At 44.6% G+C, this 16,933-nt stretch carries 15 protein-coding genes and 1 tRNA gene; 9 read left to right on the top strand and 7 right to left on the bottom strand.

Annotated features, from left to right (window positions below):
* Positions 1-29: 29 nt before the first annotated feature.
* The 3 genes from GYK50_RS08315 to dinB all read right to left on the bottom strand — a co-directional run bounded on the left by GYK50_RS08315 (position 30) and on the right by dinB (position 4,393).
* Positions 30-1,814, bottom strand: coding sequence for a FimV/HubP-related protein (locus tag GYK50_RS08315; RefSeq protein ID WP_212563664.1), 1,785 nt, complete (start codon positions 1,812-1,814; stop codon positions 30-32).
* A 113-nt stretch (positions 1,815-1,927) separates the two neighbouring features.
* Positions 1,928-3,130, bottom strand: coding sequence for a tRNA preQ1(34) S-adenosylmethionine ribosyltransferase-isomerase QueA (gene queA / locus GYK50_RS08310; RefSeq protein WP_071001295.1), 1,203 nt, complete (start codon positions 3,128-3,130; stop codon positions 1,928-1,930).
* A 177-nt stretch (positions 3,131-3,307) separates the two neighbouring features.
* Positions 3,308-4,393: a DNA polymerase IV gene (gene dinB / locus GYK50_RS08305; protein ID WP_071001296.1), complete on the bottom strand. Its 1,086-nt coding sequence runs from the start codon at positions 4,391-4,393 to the stop codon at positions 3,308-3,310.
* Positions 4,394-4,901: 508 nt separating this feature from the next.
* Here dinB and GYK50_RS08300 point away from each other — a divergent pair.
* Positions 4,902-5,147: a hypothetical protein gene (locus GYK50_RS08300; RefSeq protein ID WP_071001297.1), complete on the top strand. Its 246-nt coding sequence runs from the start codon at positions 4,902-4,904 to the stop codon at positions 5,145-5,147.
* Between the two features lie 75 nt (positions 5,148-5,222).
* Here GYK50_RS08300 and GYK50_RS08295 read toward each other — a convergent pair.
* Positions 5,223-5,309, bottom strand: a tRNA-Leu gene (locus GYK50_RS08295).
* A 138-nt stretch (positions 5,310-5,447) separates the two neighbouring features.
* A complete protein-coding gene (locus GYK50_RS08290) occupies positions 5,448-6,221 on the bottom strand; it encodes a ferredoxin--NADP reductase (RefSeq protein WP_071001298.1) in 774 nt (257 codons plus the stop codon).
* 427 nt (positions 6,222-6,648) lie between these two features.
* Here GYK50_RS08290 and tsaA point away from each other — a divergent pair, with 427 nt between their 5' ends.
* From tsaA to gspK, 8 genes are all read left to right on the top strand, one after another.
* The gene (gene tsaA / locus GYK50_RS08285) at positions 6,649-7,506 is read left to right on the top strand and encodes a tRNA (N6-threonylcarbamoyladenosine(37)-N6)-methyltransferase TrmO (protein ID WP_071001299.1); all 858 of its coding nucleotides are present in this window, start codon (positions 6,649-6,651) and stop codon (positions 7,504-7,506) included.
* A 58-nt stretch (positions 7,507-7,564) separates the two neighbouring features.
* The gene (gene tfpB / locus GYK50_RS08280) at positions 7,565-9,352 is read left to right on the top strand and encodes a type IV pilus assembly ATPase TfpB (RefSeq protein WP_071001300.1); all 1,788 of its coding nucleotides are present in this window, start codon (positions 7,565-7,567) and stop codon (positions 9,350-9,352) included.
* A gap of 174 nt (positions 9,353-9,526) precedes the next feature.
* Complete coding sequence (locus GYK50_RS08275) at positions 9,527-10,315, top strand: TatD family hydrolase (protein ID WP_071001301.1); 789 nt, start codon at positions 9,527-9,529, stop codon at positions 10,313-10,315.
* Positions 10,316-10,549: 234 nt separating this feature from the next.
* Positions 10,550-11,233, top strand: coding sequence for a TetR/AcrR family transcriptional regulator (locus GYK50_RS08270; protein ID WP_071001302.1), 684 nt, complete (start codon positions 10,550-10,552; stop codon positions 11,231-11,233).
* Between the two features lie 166 nt (positions 11,234-11,399).
* Positions 11,400-12,224, top strand: a complete 825-nt coding sequence (locus tag GYK50_RS08265; protein WP_083328789.1) for a prepilin-type N-terminal cleavage/methylation domain-containing protein — start codon at positions 11,400-11,402, stop codon at positions 12,222-12,224.
* On the top strand, positions 12,224-12,727 hold the full coding sequence (gene gspI, locus GYK50_RS08260) for a type II secretion system minor pseudopilin GspI (RefSeq protein WP_227517161.1): 504 nt from the start codon (positions 12,224-12,226) through the stop codon (positions 12,725-12,727). Before GYK50_RS08265 ends, gspI begins: the two co-directional genes overlap by 1 nt.
* 2 nt (positions 12,728-12,729) lie before the next feature.
* A complete protein-coding gene (gene gspJ, locus GYK50_RS08255) occupies positions 12,730-13,557 on the top strand; it encodes a type II secretion system minor pseudopilin GspJ (protein WP_071001303.1) in 828 nt (275 codons plus the stop codon).
* 48 nt (positions 13,558-13,605) lie between these two features.
* Positions 13,606-14,652, top strand: a complete 1,047-nt coding sequence (gspK, locus tag GYK50_RS08250; protein ID WP_420070450.1) for a type II secretion system minor pseudopilin GspK — start codon at positions 13,606-13,608, stop codon at positions 14,650-14,652.
* 21 nt (positions 14,653-14,673) lie between these two features.
* Here the strand turns inward: gspK and GYK50_RS08245 are convergent, their stop codons facing one another.
* Together GYK50_RS08245 and GYK50_RS08240 are read right to left on the bottom strand one after the other, a co-directional pair.
* Positions 14,674-15,354, bottom strand: a complete 681-nt coding sequence (locus tag GYK50_RS08245; RefSeq protein ID WP_058023818.1) for a TetR family transcriptional regulator — start codon at positions 15,352-15,354, stop codon at positions 14,674-14,676.
* Between the two features lie 104 nt (positions 15,355-15,458).
* On the bottom strand, positions 15,459-16,877 hold the full coding sequence (locus tag GYK50_RS08240) for a deoxyguanosinetriphosphate triphosphohydrolase (RefSeq protein ID WP_071001305.1): 1,419 nt from the start codon (positions 16,875-16,877) through the stop codon (positions 15,459-15,461).
* Positions 16,878-16,933: the final 56 nt, after the last annotated feature.

Genomic DNA, 16,933 nt, shown 5'->3' with positions numbered 1-16,933 from the left:
ACAGCATCGTGCGTTGATCCGTTAGGCAATTATTGATTGCGTAGTTTTTTGAGACGAGCTTGTAGCTCAGCCAGTTTTTGATTTTGTAATTGAAGCTTTTTCGTATAGTTGTCCAGCGCGCTGCTGGTTTTTGACAAGCGCTGAGCTTGTGAGGCAGTCTCTTGTCTTGATGCTTTTAGCGCTGCTAATATATCGGTGCTTAGACCATTGCCTTTATCTGCCGCTGATTTCGCCTGAGTGCCATCTGCATTACCATCATGACCAGGGGCAAGGACAGAAAACTGTGCTTGCGGTAGTGTCTGGGTCTTAGTGGTTGGTTTTGTAGAGACACTTGCGGCTTGAGAGACATCAGCTGGTTTTTTAGACGTCTTTTGCGCTGGCTTTTTTGGCACAGGTGTATTCGCTCGGCGGCTATATTGTCTTTGAGCACTAATGGCTGCTTCTAAGCTTTGCTGTGACGGTATAACATCGTAGCTAGGTAAGCGAAGCTTAGCATCTGCTTTTAGTTGGTCAGCATCTTGATTAATAAAAGCATCAGGGTTCTGTGACTGAATTTGTTTCATTACAGTCGACGTGTCTAGGTTGTTTTCACGTGCGATCTGCTGCGCGATCATCCACAAACTATCATTGCGTTGCACCTGATACTGAGTTGTTGCATTCCTCGTTACTTTATTGCTAGCTGTACTTGGATTATTCATAGTTTTGGATGGTACAGGTGATGCTATATTAGCAGGTATATTGCTGTCTTGAGCTGCGGCGATAACACGATTGTCTGAGTCGATTGCACTTTTTGAGTTATCTCTCGCTTTAGTGGTTGTTGCTTTGACAGGTGAGCTTGCCATGAGGTCAGAGTCTGCTTTACTGCTTGGTTGTATTTGGCGCGTCACTTGTATGTTTAGGATATCAAGCTGCTTGTCAGTACTTGGCTTATCTGCCGCAACTACGTTGTTATGAGCGCGCGCCTCAGTACCGCCTTTATCATCAGTTGTCATGGTACCGCTACTACTTGCTACACTTAATGCACTGTTATCCGAAGTGTTCACCGAGCTTTGGCTGTTACCGATAGCAGTTGAATGACCGGTATTATTTTTTATGTCAGCATTGCTGTTTAAGCGACCATTATTGAGACGGCTAGGTGTATAAGTAAGACTGTTGACCTGTGAGGTAGCCGTCACTGTTGGCGCCTGAATATTAGGTGCTGGTGATGTAGAAGCCAACAATTCAGTCGCTGATTTGCTTGGTTTTGATAACTTGGGCGAGGATATAGCAGGGGCCGACATCAGTGGCGGCGGCGCGCCTTTTCTGACCGTCAAAGGCATGGCATTACTTACAGAAACGCTAGGCAAATTTGGCTTCTTGGCACCTGTGGCGATATTCTTACCAGTATTGATAGGTACACTATCTTTTAATGGCATCAGTAGCGTTTTTGGTACCATATTTTGCCGACCATTATCATTAATCGCTAAAACGACATCAGCAAAAGGCTTAGACACAGGCTGTGATGTGGTAATAAAAACTTGACCGCTGGTCGCCGAAGTAGGCTGAAAGCGTACCCTCATAGAGTCAGTCGAGGTCAACCCCATTTGCTGGTAAATGGTCGAGTTTGCCAAACTGGCAGAAAAGTCAGCTGATTGAATGTTACTGACGACGATGCTCGCTACTAAAGGCTCATGCTGGGCCGAAGTGACCACCGTCTTACCAATGGTTGCTGCTTGTACGCTCGGCACTAACACGGCGGACCCTACAGAACAAAATAGTGCCATCGATACCGCGCGATGTACAGTAGTCAAGCGACGAGATAGATGACAAGACATGAGCAGCCCTTTAGTATAAATAAGTTGTCTTTGCTGTTATAACAAAATACCGTTTAGTTTACCAGTTTATTTCACAACTGTTGTGTCCAATGCACAAAGTGTCTTTGTAGTGTTCACTGAGCTTTTTTATCTAGTAGCATGGCATCGCCATAACTAAAGAATCGATACTGTTTTTCGATAGCATGTTGATAGGCGTGTTCAATAGATGCCTTACCTGCGAATGCTGATACTAGCATTAGTAGTGTCGATTTAGGTAAGTGGAAATTGGTCAATAACCGATCGATAACGCCGAATTTGAACCCAGGGTAAATAAATATATCTGTATCGCCTGACCAACTAGAGAGTGCCTGACCGTCAATGGCAGTTTTTTGATAAGCCGTTTCGAGAACACGCGTCACTGTGGTACCAATCGCAATAACCTTTTTACCATTCGCGTGCGTTTGATTGATGAGGTTTGCCGTGGTCTGCGGCAAATGCGCGTATTCACTATGCATGGTGTGATTGAGTAGGTTATCTGTTTTGACGGGAGCAAAAGTACCCGCCCCAACGTGCAATGTGACAAAAGCGGTATTGATACCTTTCTCGTCAAGCTTGCTCAGTACGGATTCATCGAAGTGTAAGCTTGCCGTTGGTGCAGCCACGCTGGCGAGCTTGGCAGGATCATGAAAAACGGTTTGATAACGAGTGTTGTCAGTGTCATCAGCATGGCGCTCAAAGTAGGGCGGGATAGGCAGTTCACCATAAAGCTCTAGATGCGGCAATATCGGCGCATCAAACGCCAAAATGAATAAGTTGTCTTGGCGACCAATCATCGTAGCGCTCATATGACCATCGGCAAGTTGTAAGCGTTGACCAAGCTTGAGCGCTTTGCTGGCTTTTACATGGCAAAGGGCAATATGCTCTTGATTAACTGCTTCATCATTGGTGTCTTTTAGATGCAGTGGCACTTCATCCAAGTCCGAGATATCGACTAGGCGTTCAATCAGTACTTCAAGCTTACCGCCAGTATCCTTTTGACCAAATAAGCGTGCTTTCATCACCTTGGTATCATTAAAGACAATCAGATCTCCAGCCTCTAATAAGTGAGGCAACTCAGAAAACAAACGATCTTCTACACGAGTGTCATTTATTTGAGTACGAGCTGGCAAGTATAGAAGTTTTGAAGCAGAGCGCTGCGCTAATGGGTAGCGTGCAATCAGACTGTCTGGCAGCTCATAGTCATAATCTTCAACGCTCAGATAATCTAAGACGTCGTTTTTTTTGTCGGTATCAGTTGGCGCGTCAGTATCAGTAGAGTCAATGTGAGAGTCGGTCATAATCAGTCTTTAAATGGATAGGGATTTTGGCACAATTGTAGCAGAAATACCTTTGTGAGAGGATACTTTGCTCAGCAGTAATCATGTATAAGATATGCTTCAAACCTATAAATAGCCTAAGTAAATATTATAGGCTATGTCAACTTACAAAGAAGTTTTTATCAGTTGTAGACTAATTTACTCGAATAGATTTAGTTGAGGCAGTAACTGAGCGGCAGGTGCTAACGAAGAAAAAGTCACACCAACTAGCCGAATAGGCAGCTGGCGTGGAATATCCAAGAATAGCTTGTCTAGCCAATAATGTGCAGACTCAGCGCTATCAAACGTCGTAGAAAGCGTGTGTGAGCGAGTGATTTGAGTAAAGTCTGAATATTTGATTTTTAGAGTAATGGTATGAGCGACTAACTGCTTTTGGTGCATTTGATTAAAGGCATCGGCGTTTTGCTCATATATTTGGGTGAGTAGCGCGTCATCATCATTTAGATTATTTTTGAATGTGGTCTCTGAACCAACAGACTTGTGCGTGCGTTCAGACTTTACAGGGCGCGCATCGCGGCCATGAGCAATATCATGATAAAACTGACCACGTTTACCAAATTCTTGTACCAATACGGCAGCTGGTGTACGCCGAAGATCAGCGCCATTACTTACACCCATCGCATGTAAGCGCTTTGCCGTTGCTTTGCCTATGCCATGAAACCGCTCAATGGGTAGCGTGCTAATAAAGTGATCTGCCTCTTTTGGCGTGATGATGGCTGTACCGTTAGGCTTATTGATGTCAGAGGCAATCTTGGCGAGCATTTTATTAAATGACACGCCAGCAGACGCAGTCAATCCTGTATATTCCAATATCTGCGCACGTAACCAATTGGCCATCAATGTCGCTGAGCCTTTGTGTACAGATAACCCTGTGACATCAAGATACGCTTCATCTAATGATAGCGGCTCCACATGGGGCGTTAAACTATGCATAATGCGGCGAATATCACTACTGACCGCTCGATAAACCTCGAAACGCGGTCTTACAAATATCACTTCTGGGCAAAGTTTGCGAGCTTCATAGCATGACATTGCAGAGCGTACACCGAATTGACGCACCTCATAACTGGCAGCGGCAACCACACCTCGACCATTAGGATCGCCACCAACCACCAATGGCTTACCACGTAGTTCAGGAAAGTCACGCTGCTCCACACTGGCATAAAAAGCATCCATATCGATATGAATAATTTTACGGGAGTTCAATTGAATAGAGTCTGTCATATTCAATATTTTACCTGAATTAATGGCTTTTTCTATTATCAATTGTTAGAGACCAAAGTAGCTTTTCCGTAAATTTTTGACTAAACCGCAATAATATTTAACTATTGATATATATTGGTAATTAAATATATTGTAATGTTATGTACAGCAAACAAGACAACTTTATAAACCTTATGCTAATGTTAGCGAACAGTTGTTTTCTATCAGCATCTTTTATTAAGAGGTTTGGTAAGTTATTTTATTTTAATAAACCGTCTATCTTAATAGAGCTGCCATTCATCATAAATTTGATGGACATCTATTATAGTTGGCAGATTAAAGTTTTAAACTATAAGTATTCACAGTAATAGGTACGGTAACAAGAGTAGTTAACGCCTCATATATTTTTAGTACTGTAAAAAGACGTTGTTTGTAGCGCTCATACCAAACTTGTGCATTGAGTACTGGTAGATTAGCTCTTTAAAAAAATATCGTTGCTAGAGAGTTCAGAACGACCAAGGAGCAGAAAATGAATAACGAATTGAAAGGGAGTGATTTAACACGGGCAATGCTAGCACGCGGCGAAAAACGAGTATGGTGTGCAGTTTGCGATGACAGCGACGAGCAAGCTATGATGGATCATTGTGGTAATGACTTTACCGCGTATATTGTGTCGTTTCGTAATGGGTCTTTTTATTGCAGTGCTGGCATGCCATGGAGCTATGCCGTACCGATTAAGATAAGTGTTGTTAGAGAATCTGAAGTAGCGATGTAAACAAAGAATTCACAGATATAAAAGTAACAGACACAAAAAAACCTCCGAAAAGGGAGGTTAGATTGTACTGCTATATGGTACCAGTGGTCGGACTCGAACCGACACGCTTTTAAAGGCAACGGATTTTGAATCCGTCATGTCTACCAATTCCATCACACTGGCATGTTAGAAGATAATGTCTATTAAATAAATATTATCGAATTGGGCTACAGGGTTAACTCTGTATAGGCTGCGTATTATAGCAGCCTATTTTTGGTCGTCAAGACTTATTTAAAATAATTTTCGATCAATTCAACATTTTTATCCTACAAAGGCACGTTCAACTGCGTAATCTGCTTGCACACCCATGCGCGGTGATACAGTCAGACCAAAATCATCTAGAATGGCTGACACTTCGGCGTTGAATGGCATGCTGCCACATAACATGACGCGGTCGTCGTCTTTATTCATTGGAGGCAAACCGATGTCTTCGAATAATTTGCCAGACTTCATCAAGTCTGTGACTCGGCCTTGGTTTCTAAACTCTTCACGAGTGACAGTCGGGTAGTAGATGAACTTTTCGCGGAACCATTCACCAAAGATTTCATCATTCGGTAGCTCATTTTCGAACATATCGCGATAAGCCAAATCATCAACGTGGCGGACACCATGAACCAAAATAACTTTGTCAAAACGATCATATACTTCAGGGTCACGTGCCAATGCCAAGAAAGGGGCAAGTCCGGTACCTGTTGAGAGCATGTATAAATGTTTGCCAGGTAATAAATCATCTAATACCAACGTACCTGTTGGTTTTTTGCTGACCAATAGCTCATCGCCGACTTTGATGTGCTGCAAACGTGAGGTTAAAGGGCCGTCTTGAACTTTGATGGAGAAAAACTCTAAATGCTCTTCGTAGTTAGGACTAGCAATCGAGTAAGCACGTAGCAGTGGTCTACCATCGACAACAAGACCAATCATCGCAAATTCGCCATTACGAAAGCGTAGGCCATCGTCACGAGTGGTTTTAATGCTAAATAGAGAGTCATTCCAATGATGAACCTCTGTGACCGTTTCGGTGCGAAGTTTTGACATAAAGTCCTCGTTAATTAATAAGTGGTTATCGCTGTCGTTAGGCTTAAATACGTATTAAATCAAAATTTTCAATGATAGATTAAAAAATATAAAAACCTATCAGTATTCTAATAGTTATCGAAAAAGCTGAATGTTAAAACGTACCTACCGTAAAATTCAATAATCAGGTTTATCTATCAGCCGATAGGGCTGTAGACTATTTTTCTTGCATGTTAAATCATCAGTATTGATAAGAGGAGTTACAGATAAGCCAAATGTAAAAGACTCTCATCAAAAAATTTCTTGCACATGATATCAAACTTTAAAGTAAAAATCCGTCTAGCTGCTACCCACCAGCATGATAAAATGGAATATCGTTAGTGAGTAATTTTGTATCATTTGGCCAAATTGTCTAAAAAGAACCGTTTTTTATTACTGGAGCCGCGCTATGTCTGATGACAATATGTCTTTAGATAACTCTCACCACGCCCCAATCATTGGCTACCATCGTGCGCCGCTTTCACAAAAATTTGGGGCGCCGCGTCAGCCGAATTTGGTCGCGCTGATCAGTGCCATTGAAATGCTAGCGCCCTACGATACGCCAGCCGCGTTTGAGGGTTTAGAAGACTTTAGCCATATATGGATCAGTTGGCAGTTTCATCATAATTATCGAGATAAAGACAATCAACAAGCCAATAATGGCTTTCGAGCGCAAGTGCGGCCACCAAGACTGGGTGGCAACCAAAAGATAGGCGTATTTGCCAGTCGCAGTATGTATCGTCCATCAGAACTGGGACTGTCCGTTGTCAAACTTGAGCGTATTGAGATAGTACAAGGTCGCGTACTACTTATCATCAAGGGTGCTGATATGATAGATGGCACGCCAATTATCGATATAAAGCCGTACGTAGCTTATAGCGACGTGCTTCTAGATGCAAAAAGTGGATTTGCACCGATTGCGCCAACATTGCTAGATGTGGTCATAACAGAGGCGGCTTACGAACAATTTATGCTGCTAGCAAGCGTAGCAGAGCCTGCTGAAGTCAGTAATAATGATGCAAGCCATAGCTCTATAAAGAGTGTGCCGAAAAGTGCTACAGTTGCTTCGATGGTCGAGCACATACAAAGTCAATTGCTAATCTCTGATATCGATGCTATCAAAGCGCTAATTGCGCAAGATCCAAGGCCTGCATACCGCCGCAGAGAGAAAAAAACCTCATTTATCATGCGCTATAAGTCTGTTGATGTGAGCTTTTGGCTGATAGACTCAGGACAGTTGCAAATAACAGCGGTAGTGGCAATATAAGTGATATGAATCGATAGCATGTTTGTCAACGTACCCCAAACAATAAAAGAAGAAAAATATGGCTGCTCAGAATTATTCGATAGTGATTGATTTACGCTGGTGCCTAGATGAATTATTGGCAGATAAAGTCATCGATCAACGTGGCTATAATTTGGTAATCACCAGCCGCCGAAACAAAGCGCAGCATCCATTGCTGACGATTAGTGAGTTTGGCTTGCCCAATGGCCATGCCCTAGATGGTAACTCTGATAATAAGTTGACGCTGGCATGGCTAAATCAGTGGCTAGCGGCCAAAGCAGACATGCCACTCGTTCGTATTGATCCATTAAAAGTTGACGTCCCGGCAGTGACGCAGCTGATGTCTTTTGAATATGCACGCTCACAGTATATTTTGCCCATTGAGGTCACTTTAGATGAAGTGGTCATCGGGACAGATCAACCTTTTTATACCGATTGGCACTCAAATATCGAAAAGCTAATCAAGTCAAAAAGCTATCGCACGGTCTATATCAATCCTGAGCAAATCAATCGCTACCGCCAAGAGTTCTATCAAGTCACGCAAGCAATAGCAGGGGCAAATAGTGTTCACAAACGTGCTGCGGCTGATGTTACTAATGTCGAAGCATTGCTGCAATTGGGTGACAACACCAACCCTGATGCCAATGACCAGCATATCGTCAGAGTCGTTGATTGGCTCTTACAATATGCTTTTGAGCAGCGTGCCAGTGATATCCATTTGGAGCCGCGCCGTGAGACAGGAAAAGTGCGTTTTCGTATTGATGGCGTGCTGCATACTGTGTACGAGATGCCACTCGCGATTATCGTGGCAGTGACGGCACGTATCAAAATCTTAGGGCGTCTGAACGTTGCAGAAAAACGTAAGCCGCAAGATGGTCGACTAAAAACGCGTACGCCGAAAGGGCTAGAGACTGAGCTACGTCTCTCTACCATGCCCACTGCCTTTGGTGAAAAGCTGGTCATGCGAGTCTTTGACCCTGAAGTGCTCGTACGCTCGTTCGCGCAGCTTGGTCTGTCGGGTAAGCAGCTTGAGACGTGGCATGAGCTGACCGCAAATCCCAACGGCATTATTTTGGTCACGGGCCCAACCGGATCAGGTAAAACCACCACCCTTTATAGCACGCTCAAGCAGCTAGCCACTGAGCAGGTGAATGTTTGTACGATTGAAGACCCCATTGAGATGATCGAGCCTGCCTTTAACCAAATGCAGGTCAATCCAGGTGTCGATTTGTACTTTGCGGATGGTATTCGCTCCCTGATGCGTCAGGATCCTGACATCATTATGGTTGGGGAGATACGGGATGCAGAAACAGCAAATATGGCAGTACAAGCCTCACTGACGGGGCATTTGGTGCTCTCGACCTTGCATACCAATGACGCACCAAGTTCTATTACGCGCTTGCACGATCTGGGTATTCAGCCTTTTTTGACCTCAGCGACTATATTAGGGGTCATGGCACAGCGCCTGTTACGGACGCTATGTCCGCACTGCAAAAAAGCAGTAGAGGTGACGCCGGACAGCGAAATAGCCATTCAGTGGCAAGAGCTTGTTCAGCCTTGGCGCGCGCCAGTACCCACACAGATTTATACCGCGCAAGGCTGCGAGCACTGTCGACATACTGGCTATCAAGGACGAGTCGGACTCTATGAGATTATGCCGCTCTCTAATGAGTTAAAAAAATTGGTCGCTGCCGATGCCAATTTAGACGTACTTAAGCAACAGGCATACCGCGAAGGGGTGCAACCCTTACGTGTCTCTGGTGCAAAACGCGTGAGTGAAGGGGTGACGACGATAGAAGAGGTGATGCGTGTGGTGCCGCTACATTAGTATGAGGTATTTACAAACCAGATTATCAACAATAGCCACACCTAAATATTGCTGTGTTTGACTATAGCGATATTTTCTCGACTTGAAAATATAAGTCTTTAGAGCAATCAACACACTAACGAATGTTAAATTCCAATAACTTTTACTGATATTGTTCCAATAACGAGATTATTTATGTTTACAGATACACATTGCCACCTTAACCGCTTAGATCTAACCAAATATGATGGCCAACTGGCTGGCGCGATTGACGCCATGAAAACGGCTAATGTCACTCGCGCGATGGCGATCATGTGTGATTTTGCTGAATATGATGAGATTGCTGATATTGTCAGCACTTATAATGATGAGACTTTAAACCTAGGGATGAGCGTCGGTATTCATCCTTGTGAAGACATTGGTATATTACAATCAGCGACAGTCGAGCGTCTGATAGAAACGGCCAAAGCGGATCATGTGTGGGCAATTGGAGAGACAGGACTCGATTATTACTGGTCAACAGAAAACAAAAAAGCGCAGCAAGCCAGCCTTGCGCGTCATATTCATGCCAGTCAGCAACTAAAAAAGCCACTCGTCATCCATATGCGTGATGCCAAAGAAGACACGATTGATATTCTAAAAAGTGAAGGTGCGGAGCATGGCATCATTCATTGTTTTACTGAAGATTGGGAGACGGCGAAGCGTGCGCTAGATCTAGGGTTTTATATCTCATTCTCAGGTATCGTGAGCTTTAAGAGCGCGCAAGACATCAAGGATGCAGCTCAAAAAATGCCGAGAGACAGAATACTTATTGAAACTGACAGTCCATACTTGGCGCCAGTCCCCAAACGCGGTAGACCAAACGAGCCTGCATATGTTCCCTACGTGGCAAACTGTATCGCAGACATGTATGGATGTAGTAGCGAGGAAGTCGGTGCACTGACGGCAAAAAACTTTGAAAATTTACTGGCACAGTATCATTAAAATGGTTATGCTATGACCACTCAGTCATTTATTTGATAGTCTTGTGGTTCAATCCCCTTAGGTATGTATCACACTAAATATAGCCACCTGATTATCAATGACTATTTAGCAAACATAAGCATATTCCCTTTTGTGGTCCTCGAGCAGTCTTGGTACAGTCTCATACTTTCATTGCCGATGTACTGCCGTAAATGATGGTTGTATGCTTAATCTTGTCATGTTTTAGGAGAGATTATGAGTCGTCAGCATCAGTTTAAGGCACGAGAAGAAAATATCTTAGCGATGGCAGAGCAATTGCTACTTGAGTCAGGCGATGGTGATATTACTTTGGACAGTTTGGCAGATCAGCTCGACTTGGCTAAAGGCACGCTATATAAGCATTTTTCTAGCAAAGATGAGCTTTATCTGCGTATTATTATCCGCTACGAAGAGCAGCTATTTGATATCAACCGTATTGATGACTGTCCCTCGGCAGGCGTTGCCCGCATGATTCTTCAGCAGCTATTTAATCCACAAAAAGCCATGCTATTGAATCAAATCGAAGAGCGTCTGGCAGCATCGGTCACTGGTCTGAATCGCTTATTTGGCGAGTTGTATGATATTCGTCGCCAGCGTATGAAGCGCTTGATTGATATTATCAGTGCTTATCTGAAAGACGAGCATAGTAGTCTGAGTACTCGCGATTATTTATCTTCTATTTGGGCGATGGGTCAAGGCGGTGCGGGTCTACTAAACTCAAGCTTTTATCAGCGTTATTTGGGTCGACGTGATACCTTGCGCTACGCCTTTGTTCAGCAAATGCTAGAATTGCCGAGTCATTATCCTGCCGAAGATGAAGAGGTGATGGATGAGGATATGCAAGAGTTGGTCGAGCAGATCGATACTGAATCAGAAGAGCATCGCAATACCAATTATTAGAATGTCGACTGATTTTCGATGTCATTGATTATTTAGTGTTACGTGTTGTCATACCTGATATGGCAGCACGTCAAAATGTATCTTTCAATGTATCTTTCTTAGCGTTCATAAAAATGAACGTTATCACCCTATATACAAAACTGAATTACAGGCTTATAGGTGCAATATGCCGGTCACTGTCAAGACTCAGTCCAGCTCAGCAGCCAATTGCCCTTTAGCCATCGTCGGTCAATCGCCTTGTCCAAATCGCTTTGGTATTTTAGCTACATCGTCTGATTGTAGTTGTCTCTCTCTATCAAGTAATGCATGTCCCTCACAACATACCTCATCAATAAGCAGTCATAAGCAAAGTGGTTTTACGCTGGTTGAAATCGTGGTAGTGGTGGTGATTCTATCTATATTTGCCGGCATGATGAGTCTGTCTGTCGGCAGTAGTGACTCTCGCAAAAACCGCGCCTTTTATGAACACTTCACTGATTCGCTGAGCTACGTCCGTTTGCTATCAGTTGAGCGTATGCAGCCGATGGGCTTACGTTTGCAGGCAGATAAGCAGGGACAGGTAGCGCCTGTAATCGTTACCTTATCGAATCCTTATATTGCCTATCAAACGGCTGATATTTCAGTAGGTAACAGGGACAACCAGCCAAAGAACGCAATGGAGCTGTCTGCTGATTTGAGCAGTCTGTCAGACTCTACTGGAGAGACTCAGCCAACACCGAGCTGGGAGGTTGAATCAGAGGTTAGCTTGCCTGAGCTGCCCGCTGGCGTGAGTATCAGAGTGCAGAGCTTGGATGCTAGTAATTCAACGAGTACAGGACAGACGCAAACGCTACAGCCTTGGTTTAGTGATCAAAGCGTGCCGCAGGTACTATGGTTTGGTACGGGCCAAGCGACGCCTGTCAACATCGAAGTAATTCACGATTCGCGTCTGGTGGGTGAGGTGATTACGATAATGCCCGATGGTAGTATGATGATAGGGCAGGGATTATAGTGAATAAGTTGTCCAAATATTCGGCGACGAAGGCTCAGCCTACGTCTCTCAAATCTATATCACTTAAGTCTGGGCGCGAGAGTGGTTTTACCTTGATTGAGGTAATGGTTGCCTTAGCCATTCTGGCAGTAGTGGCCGTCGCGGCGAGCCGTGCTAGCAGTGCGTATTTGAAATCGGTTGATATATTGCGCACCCGCACGCTTGCTCATTTTGTCGCACAAAATGCCGCTGCTGATTTGCGTATTCAAGACACATGGTTGACCGCCAACCGTACCCAAACGATTAATGCTCAAGGGCGTGACTGGCAAATAGTCATGACTGTCGGTGATGCCATCACACCTGCACTAAAACAAGTAAATATCGCAGTGGCGCCTATCATAGACGGACAGGCAGGCACGTCGGTCACTGATATTAGTGTCATGCTAAGCAATGCCGACCAAGATACAGGCAGTTTAGATTTAAGTAGTGAAAGTAGTATCGGACAAGCAGGGGGCGGCTTGTGAGTATGAAACTACAGCGCGGATTCACGCTCCTTGAGCTAATGGTTGCCATGGCGATATTTGCCATGCTGGCAGTGGCAGGCTGGCAAGTATTTGATGGTGTCAACCGCGCCCGCGAGCGCGTACAACGTCATGCGGATAATTTAGCCGTACTACAGTATGCCTATCTACAATTACAGCAAGACATGGCACAAATAATCCCGTATCAAGCGCCTAATACTCAAAATACTGGGACGGCGAGTAGCGATATAAATGGCAATACGAATAATAATGCTCAAGACAATACGCCTGAGCCATTTATGAGCTTGGACGGTGAACATATCAGCTTTGTACGCTTTGCTGATCCTGATCCACGTTATCAAAGCAGCACTAGTCTCCAGCATATTGAATATATTTTTGCAGATGAGCGCCTGATACGTCGTCAATATACCAGTCTTGAAGATGGACGCGATAGCGTCAGTTTAGACAGTGTGTTATTAGAAGGTGTTACTGCTGGGCGTTGGCAAGCCTATTTGCCAGAGCTTAGCACCAAATTTCCAAGCGATGACGTCAATAATAGTAGCAATACAAATATAGCATTGGGGCAAGCAGCGGGTGCTAACCCCGATGTTGTTTTGCTACCCAAAGGGGTTGCCGTCAACTTTACTTATCAAGAGATACCAATCACTTGGCAGTGGGCCCTAGCGCCACAACCAATACCCCGTAGTAGCGCAAAGGCTGCTAATAGCAGCGATAGTAATGATAATAGCAGCGACAATAATAATGGTAGTGATAGTAACAACAGTAATAGCGGTAGTAATACAGATAATAGCAGTGTGGGACACAGTAATTGAGAAGGTAGTATTTAACATGCATCACTTGCTCAGCGACATAAGCTCTCTATGACAATGAAAGCAAACTCTCAGCGCGGTGTGGCGCTGCTTACTATCTTACTATTGGTGGTGAGTATCACGGTGGTGGCAAGCGCGATGCTTGCTAGCCAAAAAGTTGCGATTAGGCGCAGCGGATTATTGTTTGATCAAAATCAGCTATTGCAAGACATCGATGCCGGTCAGCAGCTGGCAGTGACGATGATTCGTGCTGATAGCAAGCTTAACGACACCGATAGTGAGCAAGATATCTGGGCACAGCCGATACTGCCGTACACATTAGCGAATCATAGTGTCAGCATCGAGCTGCGTGATGAGGCGGGTCGTTTTAATATCAATAACTTACATCAAGGTGGCACGGTTGATACTGCTGCGCTAGAAGTGTTCCAACGTCTCTTAACACAGTTGAATTTAGAACCAGATATTGCTATTGCCGTCCTCGATTGGCAAGATACGGACAGTGAAGTCTATCTAGATGGCGGTGATGAAAGTGCGGTATATTCTCAGCAACTAAACCGTTCAGTAGATGGCGCACTACCAAACCAGCCTTTTGTTAGCATTGATCAGTTACAAGAGGTTCGAGGGGTGAGTGCAGAGGTGTTAGCGACACTACGACCTTATCTGACGGCGGTTCCTTATTATTTACCTATCAATATTAATACTGCGAGCCCCGCATTGCTTGCCGCACTGATCGATGGTGCCACCAGTCAGCAGATGCAAGGGATAGTCGACACGCGCAGTAAGCAAGTGCTCACGTCTATCGATGAGCTATGGCAACTGCCAATTTTGAGTGGCTTAGATGAAAAGCAGCGGGCAGCATTGACGCCTTTGTTGGCAGTTGATAGCCAAGCATTTATGGCGCTTATTACCGCGAGTGATAATGCAACTGTTGGTCAGGCAAGACAGCGCTTTGCTACCGTATTAATTGGCAAAAACGCAGCGAACGACAGTCAAGCCACAAATGACACTAGTGGTAGCAGTAGCGATGTCATTAGCGGAAAGCCCAAGGAAGTCAAAGTAGTCACGCAGCGACTATGGGCGTTTCGTCCTAGCTTTTGATGAATGGTAGTGCGCTTTTTATTAATCTCTCAAGCGGGTCTCTTCACTAGATTTCCAGTTGTAAGCTCCATAAAACAACATCTGCGCTTGGCGAGTGCAGTTATGTAGCATCAACTGTTTATTTTCTTCGATGACATTTAGATCGATTTCGTCATCGTGATCTTCAGTGTAGGTCAATTCTAACCAGTCGATAATCCAAGAAAAGAACATATTTACGCCAGCCTCAGCCAATAGACGACGGTCATAATCATTGATATGGGTAAATGCTGGCTGTAATGCCAGATCATCTGCCAAACTTTGGGCATGTTTTTTAACCAGTTCATTGATGGCTTTTCGCACAGATTCTGAGCCACCGTAGCGCTCACTGACCAAAAACTGCCAGTAGTAAGGCTGATCGCTGACCATATATAAGAACAACTGAATGCTTTTGGCTATCTGACGATCAAAGCTACGCTTGCGTCCAATTTGTAGGCTATCGCTGAGTGTGGCGAGCGTACCACCCAACTCTTCGATGACCAAGGCGCGACCGAGCGACTCCATATCATCAAAATGGCGATAAAACGCAGTCGGCACAACGCCAACCTCACGCGTGACTTGTCTGAGACTGATAGAGCTAAAAGACTGCCCTGTCATACATAGATCGAGTACGGCATTAAAAAAAGCGTGCCGAGTTTGAAGTTTTTTTTGTTCGCGACTGCTCATAATATTTCAAAATTATCCGATAGAGGTTTATCATACTCATTTCAGCGCACAAATACGACCAAAATGCACAATTCGTGCTAATTTACTAAACCTGCATTGGTCTTTTAAACCACCGTACCCCAATGACCTTGCAATTCTTGCGCCAATCGATAGGCTTCATGGTCATTCATACCTGTAATAAAATCTAAAATATTCAATATATTGTGATAAATATTGTCTGATAACACGCGGCGATGCTCATCTAAGTGTGGCTGTAGTAATCTTAACAGACTCTGTTGCTCAAACGACATAGATGATGACGTAGCCTCACTCGTCTCAGTACCCGTCCAAGCCAGTGGTACAAAGGCATCCATTAGACGATGCAAGCATTGATTGGCCATTAGCTCCATTCTTACCTTGTTTGGATGATTAAATATTTTTTCGCGGGCCAATTGCTTGGCCTGCAAGATGCCAGTTTGTACAGTGGTGTCGCAATGGGCAAACAAGCTGCCTTGGAGCGTACCTGCCAGCAAGTCTTCACTATTGGCCACAAAAGCATCGGTGATCGTATTGACCAAGCGCATCATGGCGCGTGATCGCAAAGAGGCCAGACTCTGCCTGACTGACATATGCACAGGCAGGCTGACGCTATCAGGATGCTCGCCAATCAGCTCATAAAAAATCGTGGCAACCTCGCTATAGGTTAGCATATTCAGATTGATACCATCTTCTAAATCTATCAGCGCATAACAGATATCATCTGCAGCTTCTAACAGATACGCCAACGGATGGCGTGCAAAGCCATCGTGATGTGTTGAGCGCGGCAAATGCAAACAGGCTGCCAGCTCCTCTAACTGAGAGGTCTCGCTATAAAAGCAGCCGAATTTCTGTACATTATGGGCGTTGTCATTTGCATCATTGCTGTGAGTGGCAAGCCAAGGATATTTCATAAAAGCGCCTAGCGTTGCGCAGGTAAGACGCATACCGCCTTTATCGGGATGGTGCTCATTGCGCACCAGTAACCGAAACCCTTGTGCATTGCCTTCGTAGGCCAGTAAGTCTAACCGCTCGTTGCTGCTTAATTTTTGCAAAATTGCTTGAGGATCAGGCTGCCGAAACCAGTCACGAATGGCGTACTCTCCAGCATGACCAAACGGCGGATTACCAATATCGTGAGCGAGGCAGGCTGCTTGTACAATTACGCCAATATCAGATGGCGAGACTCCTGCTAGTAAGCCATTGCCTAGCTTATCATGGAGCTTTTCTGCGGTCATCATCCCTAAAGAGCGTCCAATAGAGGAGACCTCAAGCGAATGGGTCAGGCGAGTATGGATACCCAGCTGATTGGTCAATGGATGAACTTGGGTTTTTTGATTCAACTGCCTAAACGAGTGAGAGAATACCAGTCTGTCATAGTCTTTGTGAAACTGTGAGCGAGTACTTGTATTAGCGCCGTATTTTTTGGCAGCGCCAAGACGCTGTGAGTTGAGAAGATGAGACCATTGCGCAGTAGAAGACGACAAAGAGGTTGGGGTACTTAGCATATTGGAACATCCGAAACCAAGGGAGCCTCTAGCATAACAAAATAGCGCCCTTGGTA

The sequence above is a fragment of the Psychrobacter pacificensis genome (genome assembly GCF_018336615.1).
GTDB classification, from domain to species: Bacteria; Pseudomonadota; Gammaproteobacteria; order Pseudomonadales; family Moraxellaceae; genus Psychrobacter; species Psychrobacter pacificensis.
The sequence above is the reverse complement of the archived record's forward strand: the minus strand, read 5'-3'. Positions and strand labels throughout refer to the sequence as shown.